This is a genomic window from Nocardioides sp., assembly GCF_035703625.1.
GTDB lineage: Bacteria > Actinomycetota > Actinomycetes > Propionibacteriales > Nocardioidaceae > Nocardioides.
Genome location: NZ_DASSXS010000043.1, coordinates 1 through 25028, shown reverse-complemented (window position 1 = coordinate 25028; position 25028 = coordinate 1). Strand labels below are relative to the sequence as shown.

General features: G+C 72.1%; 21 protein-coding genes, 1 tRNA gene and 1 pseudogene. 12 read left to right on the top strand and 11 right to left on the bottom strand.

All coding sequences use genetic code 11. The annotated features are described in order from the left end of the window. Window position 1 precedes the first annotated feature (1 nt). On the top strand, window positions 2–436 hold the full coding sequence (locus VFN12_RS01910; RefSeq protein ID WP_325116854.1) for a MarR family winged helix-turn-helix transcriptional regulator: 435 nt from the start codon (window positions 2–4) through the stop codon (window positions 434–436). 82 nt (window positions 437–518) lie between these two features. Here VFN12_RS01910 and VFN12_RS01905 read toward each other — a convergent pair whose 3' ends face one another. From VFN12_RS01905 to VFN12_RS01895, 3 genes are all read right to left on the bottom strand, one after another. Further along, the gene (locus VFN12_RS01905) at window positions 519–2087 is read right to left on the bottom strand and encodes a glycoside hydrolase family 13 protein (protein ID WP_325116853.1); all 1569 of its coding nucleotides are present in this window, start codon (window positions 2085–2087) and stop codon (window positions 519–521) included. Between the two features lie 102 nt (window positions 2088–2189). Then, the gene (locus VFN12_RS01900; RefSeq protein ID WP_325116852.1) at window positions 2190–2957 is read right to left on the bottom strand and encodes a hypothetical protein; all 768 of its coding nucleotides are present in this window, start codon (window positions 2955–2957) and stop codon (window positions 2190–2192) included. Between the two features lie 63 nt (window positions 2958–3020). Continuing rightward, entirely contained in the window at window positions 3021–4373 is a 1353-nt protein-coding gene (locus tag VFN12_RS01895; RefSeq protein ID WP_325116851.1) for a deoxyribodipyrimidine photo-lyase, read from the bottom strand. Window positions 4374–4507: 134 nt separating this feature from the next. On the opposite strand from VFN12_RS01895, the gene VFN12_RS01890 reads away from it, so the two are divergent. Continuing rightward, the gene (locus VFN12_RS01890; protein ID WP_325116850.1) at window positions 4508–5194 is read left to right on the top strand and encodes a metal-dependent transcriptional regulator; all 687 of its coding nucleotides are present in this window, start codon (window positions 4508–4510) and stop codon (window positions 5192–5194) included. Between the two features lie 12 nt (window positions 5195–5206). Here the strand turns inward: VFN12_RS01890 and VFN12_RS01885 are convergent, their stop codons facing one another. Together VFN12_RS01885 and VFN12_RS01880 are read right to left on the bottom strand one after the other, a co-directional pair. Continuing rightward, window positions 5207–6040 carry a Sir2 family NAD-dependent protein deacetylase gene (locus VFN12_RS01885; protein ID WP_325116849.1) on the bottom strand — a complete coding sequence of 278 codons (834 nt, stop codon included), beginning with the start codon at window positions 6038–6040 and terminating at the stop codon, window positions 5207–5209. Then, on the bottom strand, window positions 6037–6306 hold the full coding sequence (locus VFN12_RS01880; protein WP_325116848.1) for a DUF2277 domain-containing protein: 270 nt from the start codon (window positions 6304–6306) through the stop codon (window positions 6037–6039). Before VFN12_RS01880 ends, VFN12_RS01885 begins: the two co-directional genes overlap by 4 nt. Before the next feature lie 100 nt (window positions 6307–6406). Here VFN12_RS01880 and VFN12_RS01875 point away from each other — a divergent pair, with 100 nt between their 5' ends. Then, window positions 6407–7582, top strand: a complete 1176-nt coding sequence (locus VFN12_RS01875) for a saccharopine dehydrogenase family protein (RefSeq protein WP_325116847.1) — start codon at window positions 6407–6409, stop codon at window positions 7580–7582. A gap of 93 nt (window positions 7583–7675) precedes the next feature. On the opposite strand, the gene VFN12_RS01870 is transcribed toward VFN12_RS01875, so the two are convergent. The 3 genes from VFN12_RS01870 to VFN12_RS01860 all read right to left on the bottom strand — a co-directional run bounded on the left by VFN12_RS01870 (window position 7676) and on the right by VFN12_RS01860 (window position 10279). Next, on the bottom strand, window positions 7676–9184 hold the full coding sequence (locus VFN12_RS01870; protein ID WP_325116846.1) for a S8 family serine peptidase: 1509 nt from the start codon (window positions 9182–9184) through the stop codon (window positions 7676–7678). 130 nt (window positions 9185–9314) lie between these two features. Next, window positions 9315–10115, bottom strand: coding sequence for a hypothetical protein (locus VFN12_RS01865; protein ID WP_325116845.1), 801 nt, complete (start codon window positions 10113–10115; stop codon window positions 9315–9317). A 91-nt stretch (window positions 10116–10206) separates the two neighbouring features. After that, window positions 10207–10279, bottom strand: a tRNA-Arg gene (locus VFN12_RS01860). Between the two features lie 117 nt (window positions 10280–10396). On the opposite strand from VFN12_RS01860, the gene ppc reads away from it, so the two are divergent. The 9 genes from ppc to VFN12_RS01815 all read left to right on the top strand — a co-directional run bounded on the left by ppc (window position 10397) and on the right by VFN12_RS01815 (window position 23607). Next, window positions 10397–13090: a phosphoenolpyruvate carboxylase gene (ppc, locus tag VFN12_RS01855; RefSeq protein ID WP_325116844.1), complete on the top strand. Its 2694-nt coding sequence runs from the start codon at window positions 10397–10399 to the stop codon at window positions 13088–13090. Window positions 13091–13187: 97 nt separating this feature from the next. Then, on the top strand, window positions 13188–14678 hold the full coding sequence (locus tag VFN12_RS01850) for an MFS transporter (protein ID WP_325116843.1): 1491 nt from the start codon (window positions 13188–13190) through the stop codon (window positions 14676–14678). 8 nt (window positions 14679–14686) lie between these two features. After that, a complete protein-coding gene (locus VFN12_RS01845) occupies window positions 14687–16786 on the top strand; it encodes a molybdopterin oxidoreductase family protein (protein WP_325116842.1) in 2100 nt (699 codons plus the stop codon). Next, the gene (locus VFN12_RS01840) at window positions 16783–18156 is read left to right on the top strand and encodes an FAD-dependent oxidoreductase (RefSeq protein WP_325116840.1); all 1374 of its coding nucleotides are present in this window, start codon (window positions 16783–16785) and stop codon (window positions 18154–18156) included. Before VFN12_RS01845 ends, VFN12_RS01840 begins: the two co-directional genes overlap by 4 nt. After that, entirely contained in the window at window positions 18153–20666 is a 2514-nt protein-coding gene (gene nirB / locus VFN12_RS01835; RefSeq protein WP_325116839.1) for a nitrite reductase large subunit NirB, read from the top strand. Before VFN12_RS01840 ends, nirB begins: the two co-directional genes overlap by 4 nt. Continuing rightward, window positions 20663–21001 carry a nitrite reductase small subunit NirD gene (gene nirD / locus VFN12_RS01830; RefSeq protein WP_325116838.1) on the top strand — a complete coding sequence of 113 codons (339 nt, stop codon included), beginning with the start codon at window positions 20663–20665 and terminating at the stop codon, window positions 20999–21001. The genes nirB and nirD overlap by 4 nt, the downstream gene beginning before the upstream one ends. After that, complete coding sequence (locus tag VFN12_RS01825) at window positions 21002–22159, top strand: uroporphyrinogen-III synthase (RefSeq protein ID WP_325116837.1); 1158 nt, start codon at window positions 21002–21004, stop codon at window positions 22157–22159. It abuts the gene before it with no gap. 63 nt (window positions 22160–22222) lie between these two features. After that, on the top strand, window positions 22223–23434 hold the full coding sequence (locus tag VFN12_RS01820) for an LCP family protein (protein WP_325116874.1): 1212 nt from the start codon (window positions 22223–22225) through the stop codon (window positions 23432–23434). After that, complete coding sequence (locus VFN12_RS01815; RefSeq protein ID WP_325116836.1) at window positions 23431–23607, top strand: hypothetical protein; 177 nt, start codon at window positions 23431–23433, stop codon at window positions 23605–23607. Before VFN12_RS01820 ends, VFN12_RS01815 begins: the two co-directional genes overlap by 4 nt. 7 nt (window positions 23608–23614) lie before the next feature. Here VFN12_RS01815 and VFN12_RS01810 read toward each other — a convergent pair whose 3' ends face one another. From VFN12_RS01810 to VFN12_RS01800, 3 genes and pseudogenes are all read right to left on the bottom strand, one after another. After that, window positions 23615–24004, bottom strand: coding sequence for an MscL family protein (locus tag VFN12_RS01810; RefSeq protein ID WP_325116835.1), 390 nt, complete (start codon window positions 24002–24004; stop codon window positions 23615–23617). Between the two features lie 9 nt (window positions 24005–24013). Continuing rightward, window positions 24014–24652: an SAF domain-containing protein gene (locus tag VFN12_RS01805; protein ID WP_325116834.1), complete on the bottom strand. Its 639-nt coding sequence runs from the start codon at window positions 24650–24652 to the stop codon at window positions 24014–24016. A 220-nt stretch (window positions 24653–24872) separates the two neighbouring features. Next, window positions 24873–25028: pseudogene (locus VFN12_RS01800) on the bottom strand (FmdB family transcriptional regulator); the annotation flags it as partial.

Sequence of the window (25028 nt, the reverse complement as noted above, 5' to 3'; positions counted from 1 at the left end):
CATGACCCGGGCCGAGACCGTCCGTGCGCTCGAGCACGAGGTGGGCGTGCTGATCCGGCGGGTCCGGCGCGCGATCGGGGAGCGGGCCCGGTCCGTGCACCCCGACCTCCAGCCGATGTCGTACCTGATGCTCGCGCACCTCGCCGAGGCCGGGCCCCAGCGATCCTCGGCGCTGGCGGAGACCTTCGGGGTCGACAAGGCCGCCGTCAGCCGCCAGGTCCAGCACCTGGCCGACCTGTCGTTGCTGGACAAGAGGCCTGATCCCGACGACGGTCGGGCCACGCTGCTCTCGCCGAGCAAGGACGCCTGCCGGCGGCTGTCCGACGTCAGGCAGCAGCGTCGCCGCCGTCTCGACGAGCGTCTCGGCGACTGGTCCGACGCCGATCTCGACGATCTGGTCGCTGCACTGGGCCGCTACAACCGCACCCTGGGCTGACGGCGCATTTTCCGATAGTCCGGAACGATCTGCACCCTCGACAGGGGCGAGAGGGTGCGAATCGTTCCGGACTATCGTCGGATCAGCTCAGCCAGGCGGCGGTGTCGGGCGGCAGGACCTTCCCGTCGATCGGGCCGCTGCTGTGCAGCACCTCTCCGGCCGGAAGCTCGACCGGCGTCTCGCCGCAGTTGAGCACCACCGTCAGGGGGCCGCGCCGGAAGGCGAGCACGTCCTCGCCGAGCTCGAACAGCTCCACGACCTGCCCGGCCGGGGTGGCGTGCCGACGCCGGTGGTCGAGCGCGGCGCGGTAGAACGACAGGGTCGAGGTGGGGTCGTCCTGCTGGGCCTCGACCGTGAGCGACTTCCACGCGTCGGGCTGCGGGATCCACGGCTGGTCGGCGCCCGGCCCGAAGCCGAACGGCGGCTCGGCGCCGGACCAGGGGATCGGCACCCGGCAGCCGTCACGCCCCGGTTCGCGGGTGCGGAACCACGCCGGGTCCTGCCGGTGCTCCGGCGCGACGTCGACCTCCTCGAGGCCGAGCTCCTCGCCCTGGTACAGGTAGACCGAACCGGGCAGTGCCAGCATGGTGAGGGTGGCGGCACGCGCCCGCGCGAGTCCGCGCTCGCCACCGCCGTACCGCGTGGGGTGACGGGTGACGTCGTGGTTGCTGAGCACCCAGGTCGGGGACGCCCCGACCGGCTCGGTGGAGGCGAAGGTGCGGCGGATGACCTCGGCGAACTCGGGGGCCGACCAGTCCGCGAGCAGCCAGGAGAAGTTGAACGCCTGGTCGAGCTCGTCGGGACGTACGTACGCCGCCAGTGAGGCGCTGTCGGGGACCCACGCCTCGGCGACCGCCATCCGGTCCGGGCCGAACTCGTCCAGGATCTCGGCCCAGCGGCGGTACACGTCGTGGACCTCCGGCTGGTCCCACATCGGCTCGTCCTCGCCGTAGGCCGAGTCCAGCATCCTCTCGATGCGGCGGACCGTCGGATCCTGCTGGTTGGGCAGGCTCTCCACCTTGTAGAGGCCGTGGGCGACGTCGATCCGGAACCCGTCGACCCCGCGGGCGAGCCAGAAGCGGAGCACGTCCTCGAACATCGCGTGCACCTCGGGGTTGCGCCAGTCGAGGTCGGGCTGGGTGGAGTCGAAGAGGTGCAGGTACCACTGCCCGTCGGGCGTGCGGGTCCACGCCGGACCGCCGAAGACCGACTGCCAGTTGTTGGGCGGGCTGTCGGTCTCGCTGTCGCGGAAGATGTATCGGGCCCGCTCGGGGCTGCCCGGCCCGGCCGCCAGGGCCTCCTGGAACCACTCGTGCTGGTCGGAGGTGTGGTTGGGGACGAGGTCGACGATGACCCGCAGCCCGAGGGCGTGCGCGCGCTCGAGCAGGTTGTCGGCATCGGCGAGCTGGCCGAAGAGGGGTTCCACGTTGCAGTAGTCGGCGACGTCGTACCCGTGGTCGTTCTGGGGCGAGGGGTAGAACGGGGTGATCCAGAGGGCGTCGACGCCGAGGTCGGCCAGGTAGGGCAGCCGGGAGGTGATCCCGGGGAGGTCGCCGATGCCGTCGCCGTCACTGTCGGCGAAGCTGCGGACGTAGACCTGGTAGCAGGCGGCGTCACGCCACCAGCCCGTGCTTTGATCGTTCAAACCCATGGTTTCCATCTTTCAGTCGCGTCCTGACCCGGTCAAATCGCTGACCTATGGATACCGGTGGTTGAGGAGCGAGCGAAGCGAGCGTCTCGAAACCCGGGCGGGTCAGCGGAAGGTGGCGGCATCGACGGTGATCCAGAGGTGCTCGGCCACGGCAATGGCGCGGCCGTCGGCGGCGTAGAGGGTGGACGCGGTCCAGGTCTTGCGACCTTCCGCGCTGCGCCGCTCGCCCACGACCACGTGCTCCTCGCCGATCAGTGGCAGCGTGTGGATGCGGGCGGTCATCCGGGCCAGCACCATCATCCGGTCGGTGAGGTCGCCGGCCCAGCCGCCGATGCAGTCGAGCGCCGCCCAGGCCACCGGCAGCGAGGCCCGGGGCTGGTCGTCGTGGTAGGCGTGCCAGTCCTCGAAGAGGCTCGGGTGCGGGGTCCAGGTGGCCGCCACCCGGGTGGCCCCGCCAGCGGTCGGGACCGGACCGGGGAAGATGCGCAGCCCGTCTCCCTCCTCGCGCTCGGTGCCGCACCCGAAGCAGGAGGGGAACGGGTGCTGCCGCAGTCCGGGGTACGACGCCATCGCGGCCCGGGCCTCGTCCGCCGGAACCGGGTCCACCGGCTCCGGAGCCTGGTCGACGACCTCTGCCCGGGCGACCTCCTGGCCATCGAGGGTGGCGGCGGTGACGCCCCCGTCCTCCGCGACCTCCAGAGGCGTGTCCAGCGGGGGCGGACGGCGAAGGGAGACCGCGATCGTGGGCCAGCGGGCGGCGTGGTCGGCGGGCACGTGGTCGACCAGGGAGGCCAGCGCGCCGGCGGTCCAGCCGCCGTTGCCCGAGGAACGCGGACCGCAGAAGCGGCTGGGGACGATCAGCTCGCGCATTTTCGGATCCTCTCACTCTGTCGGTTTCCCCGGCCCGCCGGGGAAACCGACAGGTGATGTCGCTCAGGTGCGGATCTGCTCCCACCGCCGCAGCGCCTCGCGTCGCTCCTCCGCGTGGTCGACGATCGGCGCCGGATATCCGACCCGGGTGCGGGACTGCCCGTCCGGGTCGTGCGGGTCCGTGCCGGCATCGAGGTCGGCCAGCTCGGGGACCCACCGGCGGACGTAGACGCCCTCGGGGTCGAACTTCCTGCCCTGCGTGGTCGGGTTGAACACCCGGAAGTACGGCGCCGCATCGGTGCCGCAGCCCGCCACCCACTGCCAGCCGTGCTGGTTGGACGCCAGGTCGCCGTCGACCAGCCACTCCAGGAAGTGCCGGGCCCCGTGCTGCCACTCCACGTGCAGGTCCTTGACCAGAAAGCTGGCGACGATCATCCGCACCCGGTTGTGCATCCACCCGGTCGCGCGGAGCTGGCGCATCCCGGCGTCCACGATCGGGTAGCCGGTCCGCCCGTCGCGCCAGGCGTCGAACGCGCCGTCGGGGGCGTCGTACTCCATGGCGGCGTACTCCGGCCGGAGGTACTCACGCGCGGTGTCGGGCCGGTGGAGGAGCACGTCGGCGTAGAACTCCCGCCAGGCGAGCTCCTTGCGGTAGGTCGCCGCGCCGGCGCTGCGCAACGGGGCCAGGTCGGCGAGCATCGTGCGCGGGTGGATCTCGCCCCACTTCAGGTGGACCGACATCCGGGACGTGCCGTCGACGCCGGGGCGGTCCCGGTCGTCGTCGTAGGCCGCCACCCCGTCGTCGAGGAAGGCCCGCCAGCGCCGGAGGGCCGCGCCCTCACCTGCCTCGGGCAGGTCGATGCCCTCCGGCGTCCGTGGCTCGGGGAGCTCGACGGTGCCGTCGGCCTCCAGCCACGTCACCCCCCGGGGAGCCTCGACGGGAGCCCTCCAGCCGTGCTCGGCCCACGCCTTGGAGAAGGGTGTGAAGACCTTGAACGGCTGCCCGCCCTGGTTGGTGACCCTCCCGGGTGCGACGGCGTACGCCGAACCGGTGCGGACCAGGTCGACCTCGCGCTCGGCCAGTGCCGCCTCGACCTCCTGGTCGCGCTGGCGGCCGTAGGGACCGTGGTCGGCCGCCACGTGCACCCGGGTCGCTCCCACGGCCCGGGCGGCCCGCCCGACCACCGTGGCCGGATCGCCGCGGCGTACGTGGAGACGCGTGTTGCGCTGCCGCAGCGCCGAGTCGAGCGACTGCAGGGACGCCGTCAGGTAGGCCCGGCGTGGCGCCCCCGCCGCACCCCACAACCGGGGGTCGATCACGAACAGGGGGAGGACGGCCTCCTCGGCGCAGGCCTCGAGCAGCGCCGGGTTGTCGGCGAGCCGCAGGTCGCGCCGGAACCACATCACCGAGGTCATCGGGGCCCACGCTATCCGGGGCGAGGGCGGCATCGGGTACGCCGACCACCGGGCCGCGCGGACATGGGACAGAATGACCGGGTGAACACCCCACCGAACCGCTCGCTGCGCTCACGCTTCGCCGGGGACCCCAGATGAGCGACCTCATCGACACCACCGAGATGTACCTGCGGACCATCTACGAGCTGGTCGAGGAAGGGATCATCCCGCTGCGGGCCCGGATCGCCGAGCGGCTGCACCAGAGCGGTCCGACGGTCTCCCAGACGGTCGCCCGGATGGAGCGCGACGGCCTCCTCACCGTCGAGGGTGACCGGCACCTCGAGTTCACCGACGAGGGTCTGCGGCTGGCGACCCGGGTGATGCGCAAGCACCGGCTGGCCGAGCGGCTGCTCACCGACGTCATCGGTCTCGACTGGGAGCTCGTGCACGCCGAGGCGTGCCGGTGGGAGCACGTGATGTCCGAGACCGTCGAGCGGCGCCTGGTCGCGCTGCTCGACCATCCGACCGAGTCGCCCTACGGCAACCCCATCCCGGGTCTCGACGAGCTGGGGGAGTCGGAGCTGGGCGAGGAGTTCATGGAGGGCGTCGAGCCGCTGTCCGCGGTCGTGGGTGGCGGCGAGGCCCGGGTCCACGTGCGCCGGATCTCCGAGGAGATGCAGAAGGACGAGACCCTGATGAGCGCCCTTCGCCGGGCCGGCGCGCTGCCGGACAAGACGGTCACCGTCGCACCGACCGCCGAGGGGATCCTGGTCGGCTCGGGTGGGGAGACCGCCGAGATCGTGCTCGAGGCCGCCGACCACATCTTCGTGCGCAAGCTCTGAGCCCCGCGAAATCTAGACCTCGGCCAACGACGTCAGGAACTCGCTGCAGCCCACATCGAGCTTGTACGTCGCCAGCTCGTCGCCACGCGTCTCGCCCCGGTTGACGATCACCACCGGGGTGCCCGCGCGGGCCGCCCGGCGGACGAACCGGAAGCCGCTCATGACCGTCAGTGACGAACCGGCCACCAGCAGCGCGCCACCGGTGGTGGCGAGGTCGTCGACGGCGGCGTAGCACCGCTCGACGCGCTCGGCCGGGACGTTCTCACCGAAGAAGACCACGTCCGGCTTGAGCACCCCGCCGCAGTCCCGGCACCCCGGCACCCGGAACGTGGAGGTGTCGTCGAGCTCGACGTCGCCGTCGGGCCGGACCTGCGCCCCGGCGTGCTGGTCGGCGAAGCCCGGGTTGAGCTCGGCGAGCCTGGCCTGCAGGGCCGCCCGCGGCGACGTCGTGCGGCACCCGAGGCAGACGACCTGGGAGATCCGGCCGTGCAGCGCCACCAGCCGCCGCGAGCCGGCCTGCTCGTGCAGGCCGTCGACGTTCTGGGTGATCAGCAGCTCCGGATCCAGCGCCGCGAGTGCCCGGTGCCCGGCGTTGGGTGCGGCGCCCCGCATCCGGCCCCAGCCGAGGTGGCTGCGCGCCCAGTAGCGCCGCTGCGCGGCGGGGCCGGAGCGGAACTCCGCGATCGTCATCGGCATCCGCGACGGCGAGCCGGGGCCGCGGTAGTCGGGGATGCCGGAGTCGGTCGACAGGCCGGCCCCGGTGAGGACCACCAGGGGTCGCCCGACGAGCAGGTCGAGGGCCTCCTCGACCGAGACCTCACGACGCTCGACCAGGGGGGTGGTCACGCGCCGTACCGCAGGGCCGCCCTGGCCCGCGCCTTCTCGGCCTCCACCTCGCGGTTCTTCGGCGGGGCGCTGGTGACCAGCTCCGCGAGCAGGTGCTGGGTGACGTGCGCGATCTCGTGGACCGCGCGGTCGAACGCCTCCTGGTTGGCGGCCGACGGCTTCGACGAGCCGCTCACCTTGCGGACGAACTGCAGCGCGGCAGCGTTCACCTCGTCGCTGGTGGCGGGTGGATCGAAGTTGTGGAGCGTACGGATGTTGCGGCACATGCCTCGAAAATACGCCAGATGTCGAAATCCTCACCCTGGCTTCCGCCCGGTCCACGGACGCCCGCGGCTGCTCCCGAGCGGTGGGTGCCACGATGGCGGCATGCCCTCCCATGACCGTGAGTTCGACATCGTGCTGTTCGGGGCGACCGGGTTCACCGGTGCGCTCACCGCCGAGTACCTCGCCCGCAACGCCCCGGCCGGTCTCCGCTGGGCGCTCGCCGGCCGCAGCGCCGCCAGGCTGGAGAACGTCCGCGCCGGGCTGGCCGAGATCGATCCCGAGCTCAAGCAGCTCGAGCTGCTGCACGCCGACGTCACCGATCCCGCCTCGCTCGCCGACGTCGCTCGTCGGGCCCGGGTCGTGATCACCACCGTCGGCCCCTACCTCGCCTACGGCGAGCCGCTGGTCGCCGCCTGCGCGGAGGCCGGCACCGACTACGTCGACCTCACCGGCGAGCCGGAGTTCGTCGACCGGATGTACGTCGCCCACCACGCGACCGCCGAGAAGAACGGCGCCCGGATCGTGCACGCGTGCGGCTTCGACTCGGTGCCCCACGACCTGGGTGCGTACTTCACGGTCAAGCAGCTCCCGGCCGACCGCCCGATCACCCTCCGCGGGGTGGTCCGGGCCAGCGGGATGTTCTCCGGCGGTACCTTCCACTCGGCCGTGACGGCGCTCTCCCGCGTCCGGCAGATGAAGGAGGCCGCCGCCGCCCGGCGCCGCGCCGAGCCGCGTCCGGAGGGCCGCTCGTCCCGTGCCGTCGGCGCGAAGCCGCGCCGCGACGAGGTGCTCGGCTACTGGCTGCTGCCGCTGCCCACCATCGACCCGATGGTGGTGGCCAGGAGCGGTGCGGCCCTGCCGTCGTACGGTCCGGACTTCCGCTACTCCCACTTCGCGGGCACCAAGACCCGCCGCTACGCCGCCGGCGGTGCCGTGGCCGTCGCGACGATCGGCGCGGTGGCCCAGGTGAAGCCGCTGCGCAGCCTGCTGCTGGGGCGGGTCAAGCAGGGCGAGGGCCCCGACGAGGCCCGCCGGGACAAGTCGTGGTTCCGGGTCGACTTCGTCGGAACGGCCGGCGGCCAGACCGTGCACACGCGGGTCTCGGGTGGGGACCCGGGCTACGGCGAGACGGCGAAGATGCTGGCCGAGTCCGCCCTCTGCCTCGCCCTCGACGACAACCCACCCACGGCCGGGCAGGTGACGACCGCGCAGGCGATGGGGGAGAACCTCCTGGCGCGGCTCCAGCTGGCCGGGATCCGGTTCGAGGTCGTCGACTGACCGGAGAGGTCACGCACACGCGGGACCGGCCGGCGCCCGTGGTGCCAGTGCACCCGGACGCCGGCCGGCGGACCCCCGTCTCGGGGAGAGCGGTCAGGGGGTGACCGCCTCCAGCGCGTCGATCATGCCCTCGCCTGCGTAGCTGTTGTCCCCGACGGGACCGACGCAGGCCGGGTTGGGCCGGTTCAGCGGGTCGGGCTGCGGCGCCTCGCAGGCCTTGTCGTCGGCCTGCCGCTCGAGAGCCGCTGACAGCTGCGCCGGCGACCACCCGGGGTGCTGGCCGTCGAGCAGGGCCAGCACGCCGGCCACGTGCGGCGTGGCCATCGACGTCCCGTTCTTGAGGCCGTACCCGTTGTCCTTCACGATCGTGGACAGGATCGAGGAGCCGGGAGCGCCGACGTCGATGATGCCCAGGCCACGGTTGGAGAAGTTCGACAGCCAGGTGTCGAGGGTGGTCGAGCTCTTGCGGGCGAACGACGAGACGGTGACGACGCCCGGGAGCTCGGTGGGGATGTCGAAGCAGCCCTCGTTGATGTCGCGCCGGATCGGCGTGCTGTCGTCGGGGCTGGTGGTGTCGACGGTGTTGTTGGTCAGGTCGGTGCGGGCGTTCCCGGCCGCGGCGGCGTGGACGACGCCCTTGCCGGTCGACCACTGCACGGCTCGGTCGACGGCCTCCATGGCGGCGGCCTGGTCGGCCTGGTCGGAGCAGTAGTACATGAACGGGTCGATGTAGTAGCTGTTGTTGGTCACGTCCATGCCCTGCAGGCCCGCCCACATGAAGCCGCAGATGGCGTACTCGGGGTAGATGAAGCCATCGTCGTTGACGACCTTCACCGAGGCCATCCGGGCGTTGGGGGCCACTCCCACGATGCCGGTGCCGTTGCGGGCTGCGGCGATGGTGCCGGCGACGTGGGTGCCGTGATCACTGGTCGTCGGGTGCCACCCGGTCTCGGAACGGTCGACCCGGCCGGCGTCGGTGCAGTTCACGGAGGTGGCCGTGTCGATGTTGGCCGCGAGGTCGGGGTGGTCGGGGTCGATGCCGCTGTCGAGCACGCCGACGAGGACGTCGCGTGAGCCGTCGGTGACCTGGTGGGCCCGGTCGGCCTTGATCACGCGCATGTCCCACTGCTCGCCCTCACGAGGGTCGGCGACGACATCTTCTGTGTCGGTGTTCGCGAACTCGCCCTGGGCGCCGCCGCGGGCGAGTGCCGCGTCGGAGAGACCCGTCGTGGTGCCCGGGGTGCCTTCCTTGACCGCGACCGTGCGGGTCGCGCCGACGGACTCGATCGCTCTGCCGGCCGGGCCGGCGACCACGTCGGTGCGGAAGTCGCTGCTGGTCGAGTGGACGATGATCACGCGGATCTGCGGCCAGTCCTGGACCACGGTGCCCTGGGCGGCGTCGACGGCGCGGTGGGCCTGCCCCCAGTCCGTCCGGCCGTCGCCGACGTTGACGATGTAGGCGCTGATCTGCCCGTCGGGCGTCGCGATCGGCACCGGGGTCGAGTCGCCCTCGGTCGTGAGGGCGGTGGCGCCCGGCGCGAAGCCGGCCACGAGGGCGATGGTGGTGGACAGCCCGATCAGGGCCGTGCGGACATGGGGCATGGGTGTGCTCCTTCTGGTGGTTCATCCCGAGCTGAACGGCCAGGCACCCGGTCGGGCGCGCACGGAGTGACCGCAGCAGGGTCGACCCCATCAGGTGATCCGCGTCACGTCAATGGTCGCGGGTCCGGGTCTAGCACGCGTCGGCGTAGGTCCCCTGGGTGGGCAGCTCGCCGCGCACCGCCTTGTTGCTGGGCGTCCCCAGCGTGAAGTAGCGGACCGTGTCGACCTGCAGCCGGCTCCGGTTCATGGCCTCGCCGGGAACGGCCTGGAGCTGGAGCCGCAGGGTCAGCGGGATGCCCGAGAGTGCCTCGGGCCGGTTCTCGACCGCGCGGGCGGCACCGTCGACGAACCACGCGATGCGCTCGGCGGTGACCTGCACGGCGTAGGTGTGCCAGTAGCCGTTGGTCAGGTTCATCCGGCGCTTGACGCTCGTGAACTCGTGGTCGGGCAGGGATCGGATGTGGAAGCGGGCGGTGTGGTCCACCACGGGACGGAAGCCGGCGAACCCGATGTTCTGGGCGCCACAGTGCTGCTCCGCGCTGTCGGCGGGGACCAGCTCCGCGGCGACGGTGTAGTCGGACCTGCCGGTCTCGAACCGGGTCCCGCGCAACCGGATCTCCCACCGCCCTCGAGCCCGGTCGTGGCCGCGCAGGGTCACGCCGAGGCTGCCTCTCCGGGTGGAGTCGAGCGTGAGCATGCCGTGCTGGGTGAGCGCCGCGCCGTTGCCCTCCACCTCCCACTGGCTGCTGAGCGGCTCGATGAAGTGGTCGACGAAGTCGATGGGGTACCACCAGTACTCGTACGCCGCGAACGTCTTGCCGGGCACCGTCGCCGGGTCGGTCTGCGCCTCGGTGGCGTTCAGCGGCAGCACCAGAAGGGCAGCTGCGGCCACGGCCGCGAGAAAGCGGCAGGTCAGGCGTCTGTTGGACATGGGCACCCCGAGAAGTTCGCGCGTCACTGGTTGAGCACCTCAAGGGTGCAGCAACCTCGGCGTCGCCACCGGAGAATCCGGAAACGGTGGGTGCCCCAGGCAGGAGTCGAACCTGCGACCTTTCGCTTAGGAGGCGGCTGCTCTATCCGCTGAGCTACTGGGGCGTGGCGCGGTACCGGCAGGAGTTTAGGCGAGTCCGGCCGCGGGATACGTTGGCCTCCCACGGCCGAGGCCCGTGGACTCGGGTCGACCAAGGGCAGCCAAGGAACGCGAGGGTGGACATGACGACTTCGTCCGGCTCCTCCGGTACGCCGGACACGGCGCTGCGCAAGGACATCCGGCTGGTCACCACGATCCTCGGCGAGACGCTGTCGCGGACCGAGGGCCAGGAGCTCCTGGACCTGGTGGAGCAGGTGCGCGCCCACTCCAAGGGCGACCGCCTGGAGGACCTGCCCGAGTTCGACCTGGAGACCACCATCAGGTTGGTCCGGGCGTTCACGGCCTACTTCCATCTCGCCAACGTCACCGAGCAGGTGCACCGGGGGCGGACACTCCTGAGGCGGTCCGAGGCCGAGGGCGGCTGGGTGGAGCAGGCCCTCGGCCGCATCGAGAAGGCCGGGGTCGAGGTCGACGACGTCGCGGAGGGGCTGCGACACCTCGCGGTCCGGCCGGTGTTCACCGCGCACCCCACCGAGGTGGCCCGACGGTCGACGATCGACAAGCTGCGCCGGGTCGCCGCCCTGCTCGAGGAGCCGGAGGGACGTCGACGCACCAGGGGCCTGGAGGAGGCCGTCGAGCTGCTCTGGCACACCGACGAGATCCGCGTCGAGCCGCCGGAGCCGATCGACGAGGCGCGCAACATCGTCTACTACCTCGAGGGGCTCTCGGCCGCGGCCGTGCCCGACGTCCTCGACGAGCTGCGGGACCAGCTGGCCGACCGGGGGGTCGAGCTGCCTCCTGACGCTCGCCCCCTGTCCTTCGGCAGCTGGGTGGGCGGTGACCGCGACGGCAACCCCAACGTGACGCCGGAGACCACGCGGGAGGTGCTCCGGCTCCAGGCCACGCACGGGATCCGCATGCTCCAGCGTCAGGTCGACGCGCTGCGTCGCGACCTGTCCATCAGCGAGCAGGTGTCCCGGGTCGATCCCGAGGTCCACGCCCGCGTCGACGAGCTGCTCCCCGGCCTCCCCGAGGTGGAGCCGCGCTACCGGAGACTCAACGCGCAGGAGCCGTACCGGCTCCTCCTCACCTGCGTGCACGTGCGGCTCGCGATCACCGAGCGCCGCATCGCCGCAGGTGAGCCGCACCGGCCGGGTCGTGACTACCGCGACGACACCGAGCTGCTCGACGACCTCCGCCTGCTGCACGGCTCGGTGCTCGCCCACCAGGGCTCCCTGCTGGCCGGTGGCGGCCTCGAACGGCTCATCCGCACCGTGGCCGCCACCGGGCTGGGCCTGGCCACCCTCGACGTGCGCGAGCACGCCCAGAAGCACCATGCCGCGGTGGGGCAGCTGCTCGACCGCCTGGGTGAGCTGCCCGTGCCCTACGCCGAGCTCGACCGGCCGGGGCGGCTGAGGGCCCTGGCCGAGGAGCTGGCCGGACGCCGCCCGCTCGCGTCGCGCCCGCTGCCTCTCGACGAGGAGGCTCGCGTCACCGCGGAGACCTTCGACGTGATCGGCTGGGCCCTGGACACGTTGGGACCTCGCGCCATCGAGAGCTACATCGTGTCGATGACCCGCGACGCCGACGACGTCCTGGCCGCCGTGCTGCTCGCACGCGAGGCCGGTCTCGTGGACCTGGCCGACGACACCGCGCGGATCGGCTTCGTGCCGCTGCTCGAGACGGTGGAGGAGCTCGAACGCACCGAGGAGATCCTCGACGCGCTGTTCCGGGAGCCGACGTACCGCCGGCTGCTGAGCCTGCGCGGGGACGTGCAGGAGGTGATGCTCGGCTACTCCGACTCCAACAAGTCCGGGGGGATCGCCACCTCGCAGTGGCAGATCCAGAAGGCGCAGCGCAGGGCCCGGGACGTGGCTCGCCGCCACGGTGTCCGGCTGCGCTTCTTCCACGGCCGGGGCGGATCGGTGGGCCGCGGTGGCGGACCGACGTACGACGCGATCCTGGCGCTGCCCTCCGGCACCGTCGACGGCGAGGTCAAGGTCACCGAGCAGGGCGAGGTGATCAGCGACAAGTACGCCCTCCCGGTCCTGGCGAGGCAGAACCTCGAGCTGACCCTCGCCGCCACCATCGAGGCGTCGTTGCTGCACCGCATCGACCGCCGTCCGGCCGACCGGGCCCGGAGCTGGGACGAGACGATGGACGAGATCTCCCGGCATGCCCACGACCGCTACTGCGGGCTGGTGGAGCACGAGGGGCTCGCCGACTACTTCTTCGCCGCGACGCCCGTCGACCTGCTGGGGGCCCTCCACATCGGGTCGCGCCCGGCCCACCGGCCGGGTTCCGGCGGCGGTGTCGAGGACCTGCGCGCCATCCCCTGGGTCTTCGGCTGGACCCAGTCCCGCCAGATCGTCCCCGGCTGGTTCGGGGTCGGCAGCGGCCTCGCCGCTGTCGCCGGCTCCTCGGAGGAGCTCGCCGGCATGTACCGCGACTGGGCGTTCTTCCGCACGTTCATCGACAACGTGTCGATGATGCTGGCCAAGACCGACCTCGACATCGCCGAGCGGTACGTCGCCCTGGCGCCCCCGCCGCTGCGTCCTCTCCTGGACGACATCAGGACGGAGTTCCGCCTCACCGTCGATCAGGTGCTCGGGGTCACCGGCGACACCTCGCTGCTCGACCGGGAGCCGACGCTGCGCACCACCCTGGAGATCCGGGAGAACTACCTGGAGCCGCTGCACCACCTGCAGAGCCAGCTGCTGGCGCGTCAGCGGCGGGGCGAGGACGGCCCCCTGCTCGAGCGGGCCCTGCTGCTGACAATCAACGGCATCGCGGCCGGCATGCGCAACACCGGCTGACAGCGGGCGAGGCCCCTGTGAGGCCGTGAGCACAAGTTGACCTCGGTGAGACGACGACCTGTCCTGCCGGACACATCGGCTCCCGAGGATCTCCGGCATGACGCTGACGACCACCTCGACACGAGCCACCGCCCCACGCCGCCGGACCGGGCGGTGGATCGACGACTGGCGTCCCGAGGACCCCGAGCAGTGGGCGAGCAGCGGCCGTCGGATCGCCCGCAGGAACCTGGTCTGGTCGATCTTTGCCGAGCACCTCGGCTTCTCCGTGTGGCTGATCTGGAGCGTCTCGTCGGCGTTCCTGCTCGCCGAGGGGTTCACGTTCACCCCGCAGCAGCTGTTCCTGCTCGTCGCGCTGCCCAACCTGGTCGGTGCGCTGCTCCGGCTGCCCTACACGTTCGCAGTCCCCAGGTTCGGCGGCCGCAACTGGACGATGGCGAGCGCCGCGCTCCTGCTCGTCCCGACGCTGCTGTTCGCGATCGCCGTCCAGGACCCGTCCACGCCGTACTGGGTGTTCTGCCTCATCGCCGCGACCGCGGGCTTCGGCGGCGGCAACTTCGCCAGCTCGATGGCCAACATCAACTTCTTCTACCCGGCCCACCGGAAGGGGACGGCGCTCGGCCTCAACGCGGCCGGCGGAAACCTCGGAGTCTCGCTGGTCCAGCTCCTGCTGCCGGTGGTCGTCGGCGGCGCCGGCATCTTCGGCCTCGTCGAGGCGGCCGACGACGGCATCCACCTCGAACGCGCGGCCTACGTGTACGCCGGCCTGGCGGTCGTCGCGACCCTCGCGGCGTACTTGTTCATGGACAACCTCGCCACGGCGGTCTCGAGGCCGCGCGTTCAGCTGCAGGTGCTCCGGAACCGGCAGACGTGGGTGATGTCGTTCCTCTACATCGGGACCTTCGGCTCCTTCATCGGCTACTCGGCGGCGATGCCGCTGCTGATCAAGCTCAACTTCTGGGTCCCGGAGCCGGCGCCGCTCGGCACGGGGATCTTCTTCGCCTACTACGCGTTCCTGGGCGCCGCCATCGGCTCGGCGACACGTCCTGTCGGCGGCTGGCTGGCCGATCGCCTCGGCGGGGCGCGGGTCACGGTCGGCGCGTTCGCGACGATGATCGTGTTCACGCTCGCGGTGCTCTGGACACTCACCCAGCTGGTCCCGAACCCCACCGCGGACCCGGCCATCGCGATCGCCAACCAGGCGTGGTTCCCGTGGTTCCTCGGGTTCTTCCTGTGCATCTTCGCCGCGACCGGGGTGGGCAACGGGTCGACGTACCGGATGATCCCGGCGATCTGGCGCACCGAGGCCGAGCGGGCGACGACCCCGAACACACCGGGGCGGGAGGCCGCGCTGGGCAGGGCGACCCAGCAGTCCTCCGCCGCGCTGGGCGTCATCGGCGCGGTCGGCGCGATCGGCGGCTTCCTGATCCCCCTGGCCTTCGCGTCGCCGTGGGTCGCTGACCCGCTGACCGCGACCAAGGCCGCGTTCGCGGCATTCGCCGGCTACTACGTCGTCTGCGCGCTGGTGACGTACGCCGTCTTCCTCCGCAGGCCGGCCCGGGCGACCAGCCTCGCCCGAGCCGGCATCTGAGCAGACCCATGACCCGTACCCACTGCCCCTACTGCTCACTGCAGTGCGGCATGACCCTCGAGACCCCGCACCGGGGCGCGCTCGAGGTCGCGCCGTGGCCGGAGTTCCCCGTCAACCGGGGCGCCCTGTGCCGGAAGGGCTGGACGGCGACCGGCCTGCGGGGCAGCCGGGAGCGACTCACGACCCCACTGGTCCGCGACCGCGCCACCGGCGAGCTCAGGGCAGTCGACTGGGACGAGGCCCTCGACCTCGTGGCCGGCCGGCTGGTGGCGCTGCGGCGCGACCACGGCCCGGACTCGGTGGCGGTGTTCGGGGGCGGGGGCCTGACCAACGAGAAGGCCTACGCGCTGGGCAAGTTCGCCCGCGCCGTCCTCGGCACCAGCCAGGTCGACTACAACGGCCGCTGGTGCATGTCGTCGGCGGCGTCGGCATCCCACCGGGCGTTCGGGATCGACCGTGGCCTGCCCTTCCCCCTGGCCGATGTCGAGGACACGGAGGTCCTCGTGCTGGTCGGCTCCAACCTCGCCGAGACCATGCCGCCGGCCGCACGTCACCTCGACCGGCTCCGCGAGCGCGGCGGCCGGGTCGTCGTGATCGACCCCCGGCGCACCCCGACCGCCGATCGGGCCGACGTGGTCGTCCAGCCACTGCCGGGCACCGACCTCGCCGTGGCGCTCGGTCTGCTCCACCTCCTCGCTGCCGCCGGCGCGGTCGACGAGCACTACGTCGCCACCCGCACCACCGGCTTCGAGGACGTACGCCGGTCCCTGGCGGCCTGGTGGCCGGAGCGGGTGGAGCGGGTCAGCGGAGTCTCGGCCGGAGAGCTGCGCGATCTCGCCGGGCTGCTGGCCGGGGCCGAGCGGGTGATGGTCCTGACCGCCCGCGGCGCCGAGCAGCACAGCTCGGGCACCGACACCGTGTCGGCCTGGATCAACCTCACGCTCGCCCTCGGCATGTGCGGCAAGTCCGGAGCCGGCTACGGCTGCCTGACTGGCCAGGGCAACGGTCAGGGAGGCCGCGAGCACGGGCAGAAGGCCGACCAGCTGCCCGGCTACCGGCTGATCGACGACCCGGTGGCCCGAGACCACGTCGCTCGGGTCTGGGGCGTCGAGGCCGGGTCGCTGCCCGGCCGGGGCCGCTCGGCGTACGAGCTGCTCGACGCGCTCGGGACGCGCGAGGGACCTCGCGCCCTGCTCGTGCACGGGAGCAACATCGTCGTCTCCGCCCCGAACGCCGGCCACGTCGCCGAGCGGCTCGCCGCCCTGGACCTGCTCGTGGTGGCCGACCTGGTGATGTCGGAGACCGCCGCCGTGGCCGACGTCGTCCTGCCGGTGACCCAGTGGGCCGAGGAGACCGGCACGATGACCAACCTCGAGGGCAGGGTGATCCTGCGCGAGCGCGCGGTGGTCCCGCCACCTGGGGTCCGCACCGACCTCGAGGTGCTGGCAGGGCTGGCGGAGCGCCTCGGTCGCCCGGGCACGATCGGGACTGACCCGGAGGCCGTGTTCGCCGAGCTCGGCCGGGCCTCGGCCGGCGGATCCGCGGACTACGCCGGCATCGACTACCACCGCATCCGCGACGAGTACGGCGTCTTCTGGCCCTGCCCGTCCGCGGACCACCCGGGCACACCGCGGCTGTTCGCCGACCGCTTCCCCACGCCCGACGGACGGGCCCGCTGCGTCGTGGTCGAGCACCACGGTCCCGCGGAGGTCGTCAGCGACGACTACCCCCTCCACCTCACGACCGGCCGGGTGCTGGCGCAGTACCAGTCCGGGGCCCAGACCCGCCGGGTCCGGGACCTGCCCGACAGCGGCCCCTTCGTCGAGCTGCATCCACAGCTCGCCGACCGGATCGGGGCGAGAGACGGCGAACCGGTCGTGGTCGTCACCCGGCGGGGCGAGCTCGAGGCCCCGGCCAGTGTCGTCGACACGATCCGCCCGGACACGGTGTTCGTGCCGTTCCACTGGGTCGGCGCCAACCGGTTGACCAACGATGCCCTCGACCCGACCAGCCGGATGCCGGAGTTCAAGGCCTGCGCGGCGAGGATCAGCACGGCCCGCGACCGGGTCGCGACCCCCGGAACCCGGCTGGTGGGGGCGGCGCGATGAGCACCCCCCGCCGTGTGGTGGTCGTCGGCGCCGGCATGGCCGCCGTACGCCTCGCCGACGGCCTGGCCGGCCGCGCGCAGGTCACGCTGCTCGGCGAGGAGCCCCACCCGCCGTACAACCGCATCCTGCTCTCCGCGGTGCTCGAGGGCACGCACGCCGTCGACGACATCTCGCTGCGCGTGCCCGACCATGTCGACGTCCGCCTCGGGGCCCGCGCCGCGCAGATCCACCGCGCGGAGCGCGAGGTCGAGCTCGTCGACGGCCGCCGCGTCCCCTACGACACGCTCGTCCTCGCCACCGGGTCGATCCCCACCCTTCCGCCGATCCGGGGGCTGGTCCGCGTGGACGGCCGGCTGGACGAGAGGGTGCACGCGTTCCGCAGTCTCGACGACTGCCTCCGCCTCGACGCCGCTGTGCCCGGCGCCCGCGCAGCGGTGGTGGTCGGCGGAGGTCTGCTGGGGCTCCAGGTGGCTCGGGCCCTCAGCGTCCGCGGGCTCGACACCGAAGTCGTGGAGGGCGGCGAACACCTGCTCCGCAGCCAGGTCGACGGGAAGGCGGGCCGGATCCTCGCCCGGGACCTCAGACGTCTCGGCACGACCGTGTACACCGGTGCCCGGGCGGTGCGTCTCACCGACGAGGGGCTGGTCCTCGACAACGGGTTCACGCTCGACACCGACCTCGTGGTGCTCACCTCGGGCGGCCGTCCCTCCACCGCGCTGGCCCGCCGTGCCGGGCTCACCGTCCGGCGCGGAGTCGTCGTCGACGACGGCCTTGCCTCGGTCGACGACCCCGTCGTCCACGCGATCGGCGACTGCGCCGAGCACGGCGGCCGGACCACCGGCTTCGTCCCGCCCGCGTGGGAGCAGGCAGGCATCCTGGCCGATCGTCTCGCCGGCAGCCGGGCGACGTACGCCGGCAGCCGCACGGTGGCCCGCCTCAGGGCGAGCGGGCTCGACGTGGCGGTGCTCGGCGACCCGGAGCACATCGGCGGTGACGTGGTCGAGGTCACCAACCCCGTCCTCGGCTCGCATCGCAAGCTCGTCGTCCGCGACGGGGTGATCGTGGGGGCCACGCTCGTCGGCGACCTCTCGCAGATCGGGCTGATCACCCAGTACTACGACCGCGGCACCGTGCTGGCCCAGACCGAGCCCGGAGCGCTGCTCATGGCCGAGCGGCCCAGTCGACCGTCGACACTGCCCGACGACGCCGAGGTCTGCGCCTGCGCGGGCGTCACCGCGGGCCGGGTCCGGGCCTGCACCTCCCTCGAGGACGTCCGCGCCTCGACGCACGCCACCACGGGCTGCGGCGGCTGCGCCGACTCGGTCCGCTCCCTGCTCGCCTCCCGCACCCTGGAAGGAATCACACCATGAGTCCCCACCTCCGCAGGCAGCTCGTCGTCGTCGGTCACGGCATGGTCGGACACCGCTTCGTGCAGGCCGCCGTCGAGCGCGGACTCACCGAGACCCACGACATCGTGGTGGTCGGCGAGGAGCCGCGACCGGCGTACGACCGGGTCGCGCTCACGTCCTACTTCGAGGTCGGTGCCGACGCCCTCTCACTGCTCCCGAACGGTTCGTACGACGACCCCCGGGTCCGCCTCGTGCTGGGCACCGCGGTCACGAGCTTCGACACCGCCGGGCAGACCGTCCTGCTCGCGGACGGGGAGGTGCTGGCCTACGACGAGCTGGTGCTCGCGACCGGCGCCACGCCGTTCGTGCCACCGGTGCCCGGCCACGATCTTCCCGGGTGCTTCGTCTACCGCACCATCGAGGACCTCGAGGCGATCCGCGACGCGGCGTCCACGGCGACGACCGGTGCGGTCGTCGGCGGTGGCCTGCTCGGCCTCGAGGCCGCGAACGCGCTGCACCAGCTCGGTCTCGACACGCAGGTCGTGGAGATGGCACCCCGCCTGATGCCGGTGCAGGTCGACGACGCCGGAGGTGCCACCCTGGCCCGGCACGTCGAGGCGCTCGGCCTCACCGTGCACACGGGAGCGGCGACCGAGCGAGTGCTCGGCCGGGACCGCGCGGCCGGCCTGGCGCTGCGCGACGCCGACCCGGTGGACGCCGAGGTCGTCGTCTTCTCCGCCGGCATCCGCCCCCGCGACGCGCTGGCCCGCACCGCCGGGCTCGCCCTGGCCGAGCGCGGCGGTGTGCTCGTCGACGAACGGTGCCGCACCTCCTGCGCCAACGTCTGGGCGATCGGGGAGTGCGCGGCACCGGCCGGCCGGATGTACGGCCTGGTCGCTCCGGGATACGCCATGGCCGAGGTCGCCGTCGATGCGCTGCTCGGCGGACCTGGCACCTTCACGGACGCCGACACGTCCACGAAGCTCAAGCTGCTCGGGGTCGACGTCGCGTCCTTCGGCGACGCCCACGCGGCGACGGAGGGCTCGCTGGAGCTGGTCTTCGCCGACGCCGTCGCCGGGGTGTACAAGAAGCTGGTCATCTCCGAGGACGGCCGGCGCCTGCTCGGCGGCGTCCTGGTCGGCGACGCCACGGCGTACGGCGTCCTCCGCCCGATGGTCGCCAGCGGCATCGAGCTGCCGGACAATCCCGAGCAGCTGATCCTCCCGCCGAGCGGCGGCGCCGACCTCGGGCTCCCGGACGACGCCGTCGTCTGCTCGTGCAACAACGTCTCCAAGGCAGACATCGTCGAGGCTGCCGGCCAGGAAACCGACACCCGTGCCGGCAGCACCTGCGGCTCCTGCAAGCCGGTCGTGAAGAAGATCGTCGAGGATTACTTCGCCGCCCAGGGGCGGGCCGTCGACCGCAGTCTCTGCGAGCACTTCCCGTGGACCCGGCAGGAGCTGTTCGACCTGGTGGCCGTGCATGGCTACACGAGCTTCGACCAGGTCGTCGAGGCCCACGGCACCGGCCGGGGCTGCGACGTCTGCAAGCCGACGCTGGCCTCGATCCTCGCCAGCCTGATCGGGGGACAGGTGCTGGACGGCGCAACCCGTGCACTGCAGGACACCAACGACGCCTACCTGGCCAACCTCCAGCGCAACGGGACCTACTCGGTCGTCCCGAGGATCCCGGGCGGCGAGATCACGCCCGACAAGCTGATCGTCATCGGCGAGGTGGCCCGCGACTTCGGGCTCTACACCAAGATCACCGGTGGCCAGCGCATCGACCTGTTCGGGGCCCGGATGGAGGAGCTGCCGGAGATCTGGCGACGACTGGTCGATGCGGGCTTCGAGTCCGGCCACGCCTCCGGCAAGGCGCTGCGCACGGTGAAGTCCTGCGTCGGCTCGACCTGGTGCCGGTACGGCGTGCAGGACTCCGTCGGCCTCGCCATCGACCTGGAGCTCCGCTATCGCGGCCTCCGCTCGCCGCACAAGCTCAAGGGCGGCGTCAGTGGCTGCGCCCGTGAGTGTGCCGAGGCGCGGGGCAAGGACTTCGGCGTGATCGCGACCGAGCAGGGCTGGAACCTCTACGTCGGCGGCAACGGCGGCGCGACACCGGCGCACGCGCGGCTGCTGGCCGGCGACCTCGACACCGGGACGCTGGTCCGCTACCTCGACCGGTTCCTCATGTACTACATCCGCACCGCCGACCGGCTCCAGCGGACCGCGCCGTGGATCGACTCCCTCGACGGCGGTCTCGACCGCGTGCGTGAGGTGGTGGTCGAGGACGCGCTGGGGCTCGGCTCGGAGCTCGAGGCGGCGATGGCTCGTCACGTCGAGCACTACCGCGACGAGTGGGCCGACACCCTGCGCGACCCGGAGAAGCTGGCGCGCTTCGTCTCGTTCGTCAACGCGCCCGACACGCCCGACCCGCACATCTCGTTCCGGGCCGAGCGTGACCAGTCGGTCCCCGCCGAACCCGGTGGCCCGGTGGCCCTGGGAGCGAGCATCCCCGTGGGAGCACCCCGGTGACCCCGACCGTGACTGTCGTCTGCCGGCTCGCCGACCTCGAGGTCGAGGTGGGTGTCGCGGCCCTGGTGGAGGGGGAGGCGATCGCAATCTTCAGGACCCACGACGGCAACATCCACGCAATCTCCAACTACGACCCTTGTGCGCAGGCGTCGGTGCTGTCCCGCGGGATCGTCGGTACACGGGGCGAGATCCCGTTCGTGGCATCGCCGATGCACAAGCAGGCGTTCGACCTGCGGACGGGACAGTGCCTCGACGACGCGGCGATCCGGATCCCGACGTACGACGTCGCGGTCACCGACGGCCTGGTCATGGTCGGTGGCCGCCAGGAGGGCTAGATGGACGACCGGCCGCTCGCTGGCTACCGGATCGGCGTGACGGCCGCTCGCAAGGTCGAGGAACAGGTGGCCCTGCTCGAGCGCCGTGGCGCCCGCGTGGAACGTGCGCCGGCGCTCTCGCTCAACCCGAACCACGTCGACGACGAGGCCCTCCGCGCCGCGACCGAGTGCGTCGTGTCGCGGCCGGTGGACCTGTTCCTTGCGACCACCGGCATCGGGATGAAGACGTGGTTCGCTGCCTGCGAGCGGTGGGGAGTGCTCGACGACCTGGTGGCGTCGATCGGATCGGCGGAGATCCTCGCGCGCGGCCCGAAGAGCGTCGGCGCACTTCGCAGCCGCGGGCTGCGGGAGGTCTGGGCACCGCCGTCGGAGTGCTTCGAGGACGTCCTCGAGCACCTGCGCGGGCGGGACCTCGCCGGCCTGCGGATCGTGGTCCAGGAGCACGGCCAGTCGCTGTCGATGGTCGCCCACGCGCTGCGACGCCGGGGGGCCGACGTCACGACGGTGACGGTCTACCGGGTGGCGAGCGCCGAGGACCCGGAACCGGTGTTCAGGCTGGTCGACCTGATCGCCGACCGGGCCCTGGACGCGGTGACCTTCACCTCCGCTCCGGCGGTGGCCGCGCTGATGGAGGCGGCCGGGGTGACAGGTCGGCGGGACGAGGTGGTCAGCGCCTTCCAGTCCGATGCGGTGGCGGCGTGCGTCGGCCCGGTGACGGCGGCCGCGTTCGAGCCCTGGGGAGTGCCGACGATCTTCCCGGAGCGGTCTCGGCTGGTGGCAATGGTCAAGCAGCTGGGCACCGAGCTGCCCTCGCGCCGCGAGGGAGTGGCGATCGAGCTCGTGGATGGCCGTCAGCTGCTGCTGCACGGCGACGAGGTCCTGCTCGACGGGATCGCGGTGAAGCTCTCACCCGCGCCCGCGGCCGTCCTCTCGGCGCTCGTGGCCAACCCCGGCAGCGTCGTCGCGCGTCGAGCGCTGCTCGCCATGCTTCCGAGCGGCCAGGCCGGGTCCGAGCACGCGGTGGAGATGGCCGTCGCACGCCTGCGGGCGGCCGTCGGCACGCGGACCGTCCAGACGGTGGTCAAACGGGGTTATCGGCTGCACGTCCAGTTGCGCCCGGAGGCGCGGCATTTGGACGAAATTGGGTACGAAGCGTGATACTGGAGGCTTCGGGGGTGGTGTTTCCACCCCCTCTGCATGTTTCCGATCCCCGAGGTGCCCATGCCCGAACACGCCGCGCGCACGCAGTCGCAGGAGCCTCCTGCGCCGAAGCGGCGCGGCAAGGCGCCCCGCAAGAACACCATCGGACGCGTGCTCCTGGCGAGCGCGGTGGTGCTCGCCCTCGCGACCGGTCTCGGCGTGGTCTACCTCTACCGCCATCTCAGCGGCAACCTCAACGTCGTCGACGTCACCTCCCAGCTGGGCTCCGACCGCCCCGAGAAGCAGGAGGCCGCTGGACCCCAGGAGCCGCTCAACATCCTGGTGATGGGCTCCGACGACCGCGACGCGGCCGGAAACAACATCGACAACCAGGAGCTCGGCAGCACCGACCGCTCCGACACCACCATCCTCATGCACCTGTCGGCGGACCGGAAGCGCGCCTACGGCGTCAGCATCCCCCGCGACTCGCTCGTGACCAGGCCCACCTGCAAGACCGAGGACGGGGAGTCCATCCCCGGCGGCACCGATGTCATGTGGAACGAGGCGTTCGCCCTCGGCGGACCGGCGTGCACGATCCGGCAGTTCGAGAAGACGACCGGTGTCTTCGTCGACCACTACGTCGTCATCGACTTCGCCGGCTTCGAGGGCATGGTCAACGCCATCGACGGCGTCCCCGTCTGCATCCCCGAGGACATCGTGGACCCCGCGCACGGCATCAACATCCCGTCCGGCACCCGCGAGGTCGAGGGACGGGAGGCCCTGAACTACGTCCGGGCGCGCTACACCCTCGGCGACGGATCCGACATCAGCCGGATTGCGCGCCAGCAGGCGTTCATCGCATCCATGGCCAACAAGGTGATCTCGGCCGGCACCCTCGCCCGCGTCGACCGGCTGGTCGGCTTCCTCGACGCCGCGACCAAGTCGCTGCAGGTCGACCCTGGCCTCGACAACGTCATCAAGATCGCCAAGATGGGCGTCGGCTTCCAGGGCATCGGCCTGGAGAACATCCAGTTCGTCACGGTGCCCTTCGAGTACGACCAGCGGCCCGAGTACAGCGGCCGGGTCTCCTGGCTGCCCCAGCAGTCCCAGGATCTGTGGTCCAAGATTGCCGCCGACGAGCCGCTGACCAAGCGCCTGACCAGTGACGCGATCAGCGCGGCCAAGCCCACCGGGTCGGAGTCGAAGAAGAAGAACGGGTCGTCCTCGAAGCCGTCCCCGGCGGTGTCGCCTGAGGAGGCAGCGGAGGCCGAGGCGAACGGGCTGTGCGCATGACGTCCGCCGGCCCCCGGCCGGACGAGTCACCCGACGAGCGACGTCGCAGGATCGCAGCCGTGTTCGGCGAGGTGCTGCCGGACACGACCGCGGACGAACGGGACCCCGAGGCACCCGACGACCGGGACGGCGACAGCTGGCTGCGCGCCCAGGTGCCGCCGCACCACGGCTGAGCGGTCGTCAGACTCCGGCGCCCGGACCGCTCGACGTACCGCCCCGCTGGCCGGCGAGCAGGTCGCGGATCTGGGTCAGCAGCTCCACGTCGGCAGGCGTGCCGGGCTCGTCGGCCGGGAAGTACCGCTCCTTCGCCTTCGTGTACGGCATCACGATGAAGAAGTAGACGACTGCGGCCATGATCAGGAACGAGATCACTGCGGTGATCCAGGCGCCGACCGAGACGCCCCCGGGCGCGTAGCTGGAAAAGTCCGGTTGGCCTCCGACCTTGCCGATGATGTCCATGATCAGGGCGACGGTCGCCGTGACCACCGCGGCGAAGGCGAGGCCCATGATGAACGCCACGGCGAGCTCGATCAGGTTGCCCTTGAGGATGAAGTTCTTGAATCCAGTCATGGGTGAACGCTAGTGGGCGAACGCGTAGGTCAGGAAGAGTCGCACGCTGGCGTCGGCCAGCCTGGTCACGTCGGCAGGATCGGCTCCCACCACCACCAGCTCGCCCGGCTGGGCGGAGCCGGCGGAGTCCGCGGACGGACGAGGGAGGGCCAGGACCGGGACGCCGGTGGCCACCACGGACGCGCCGGAGCCCTGAGGATCGGTACCGATCAGGTCGATCCGGTCACCGACCTCGAGCAACGCCACCATCCCGGCGTCGGGCAGGCGGACGGGTACGGCGGTGAGCCCGGGATCGCCGGCGGTCAGCGCCGGTCCCACCAGCCGCACGTCGGTGACCGGCTCGCCCCGGCCGACGGGTGCGGCCAGGGTGCGGCCGACGACGTCGCGGGCGGCGCCGCTCGGGACCGAGCCCGGCGCGAAGTCGACCTCCACCAGGTCGTCGCCGTCGAGCACCTCGCCGGCCGGCAGGTCGCGGGCGGCGGTGAGCACCCCCACCGCGGGCTGCGGCGGTGCGGTGGCCGACTCCACGACGGCCGCCACGGCGACGCCGGCCAGCAGGGCGGCGAGCAGCCGACGCCTGGCCAGCACGACGCGGCGTAGCCGACGCCAGGCGCTGGCGAGGCGGGTCGGACGGGAGAGCGGGACCATGGCCCGACGCTAGGAGAGATCGGCACCCGCTGCCGGCGTCATCCACAGGTCCCGCCCACGTGACGTCGAGTCGGCGCTACTGCTGAGGCCTGGGACGTCGAGTCGGCGCAAACGCTGAGGCCTGGGACGTCGAGTCGGCGCAAACGCTGAGGCCCGGGACGCCGAGTCGGCGCCAGCGCCTCCCCCGCTCGCTCCGCCGGCACTGACGCCGACTCGGCTGTCAGTTGCTCGCGGTTTCCTTGGGCTTGCTCGCCGCTGAGGTCTCCGACTTCGTGGAGCTGTCTCCCGACTCCTTCTTAGAGCCCGACTCAGTCTTCTGGGGCGAGCGCGAGTCGGTGCGGTAGAAGCCGGAGCCCTTGAACACCACGCCCACGGC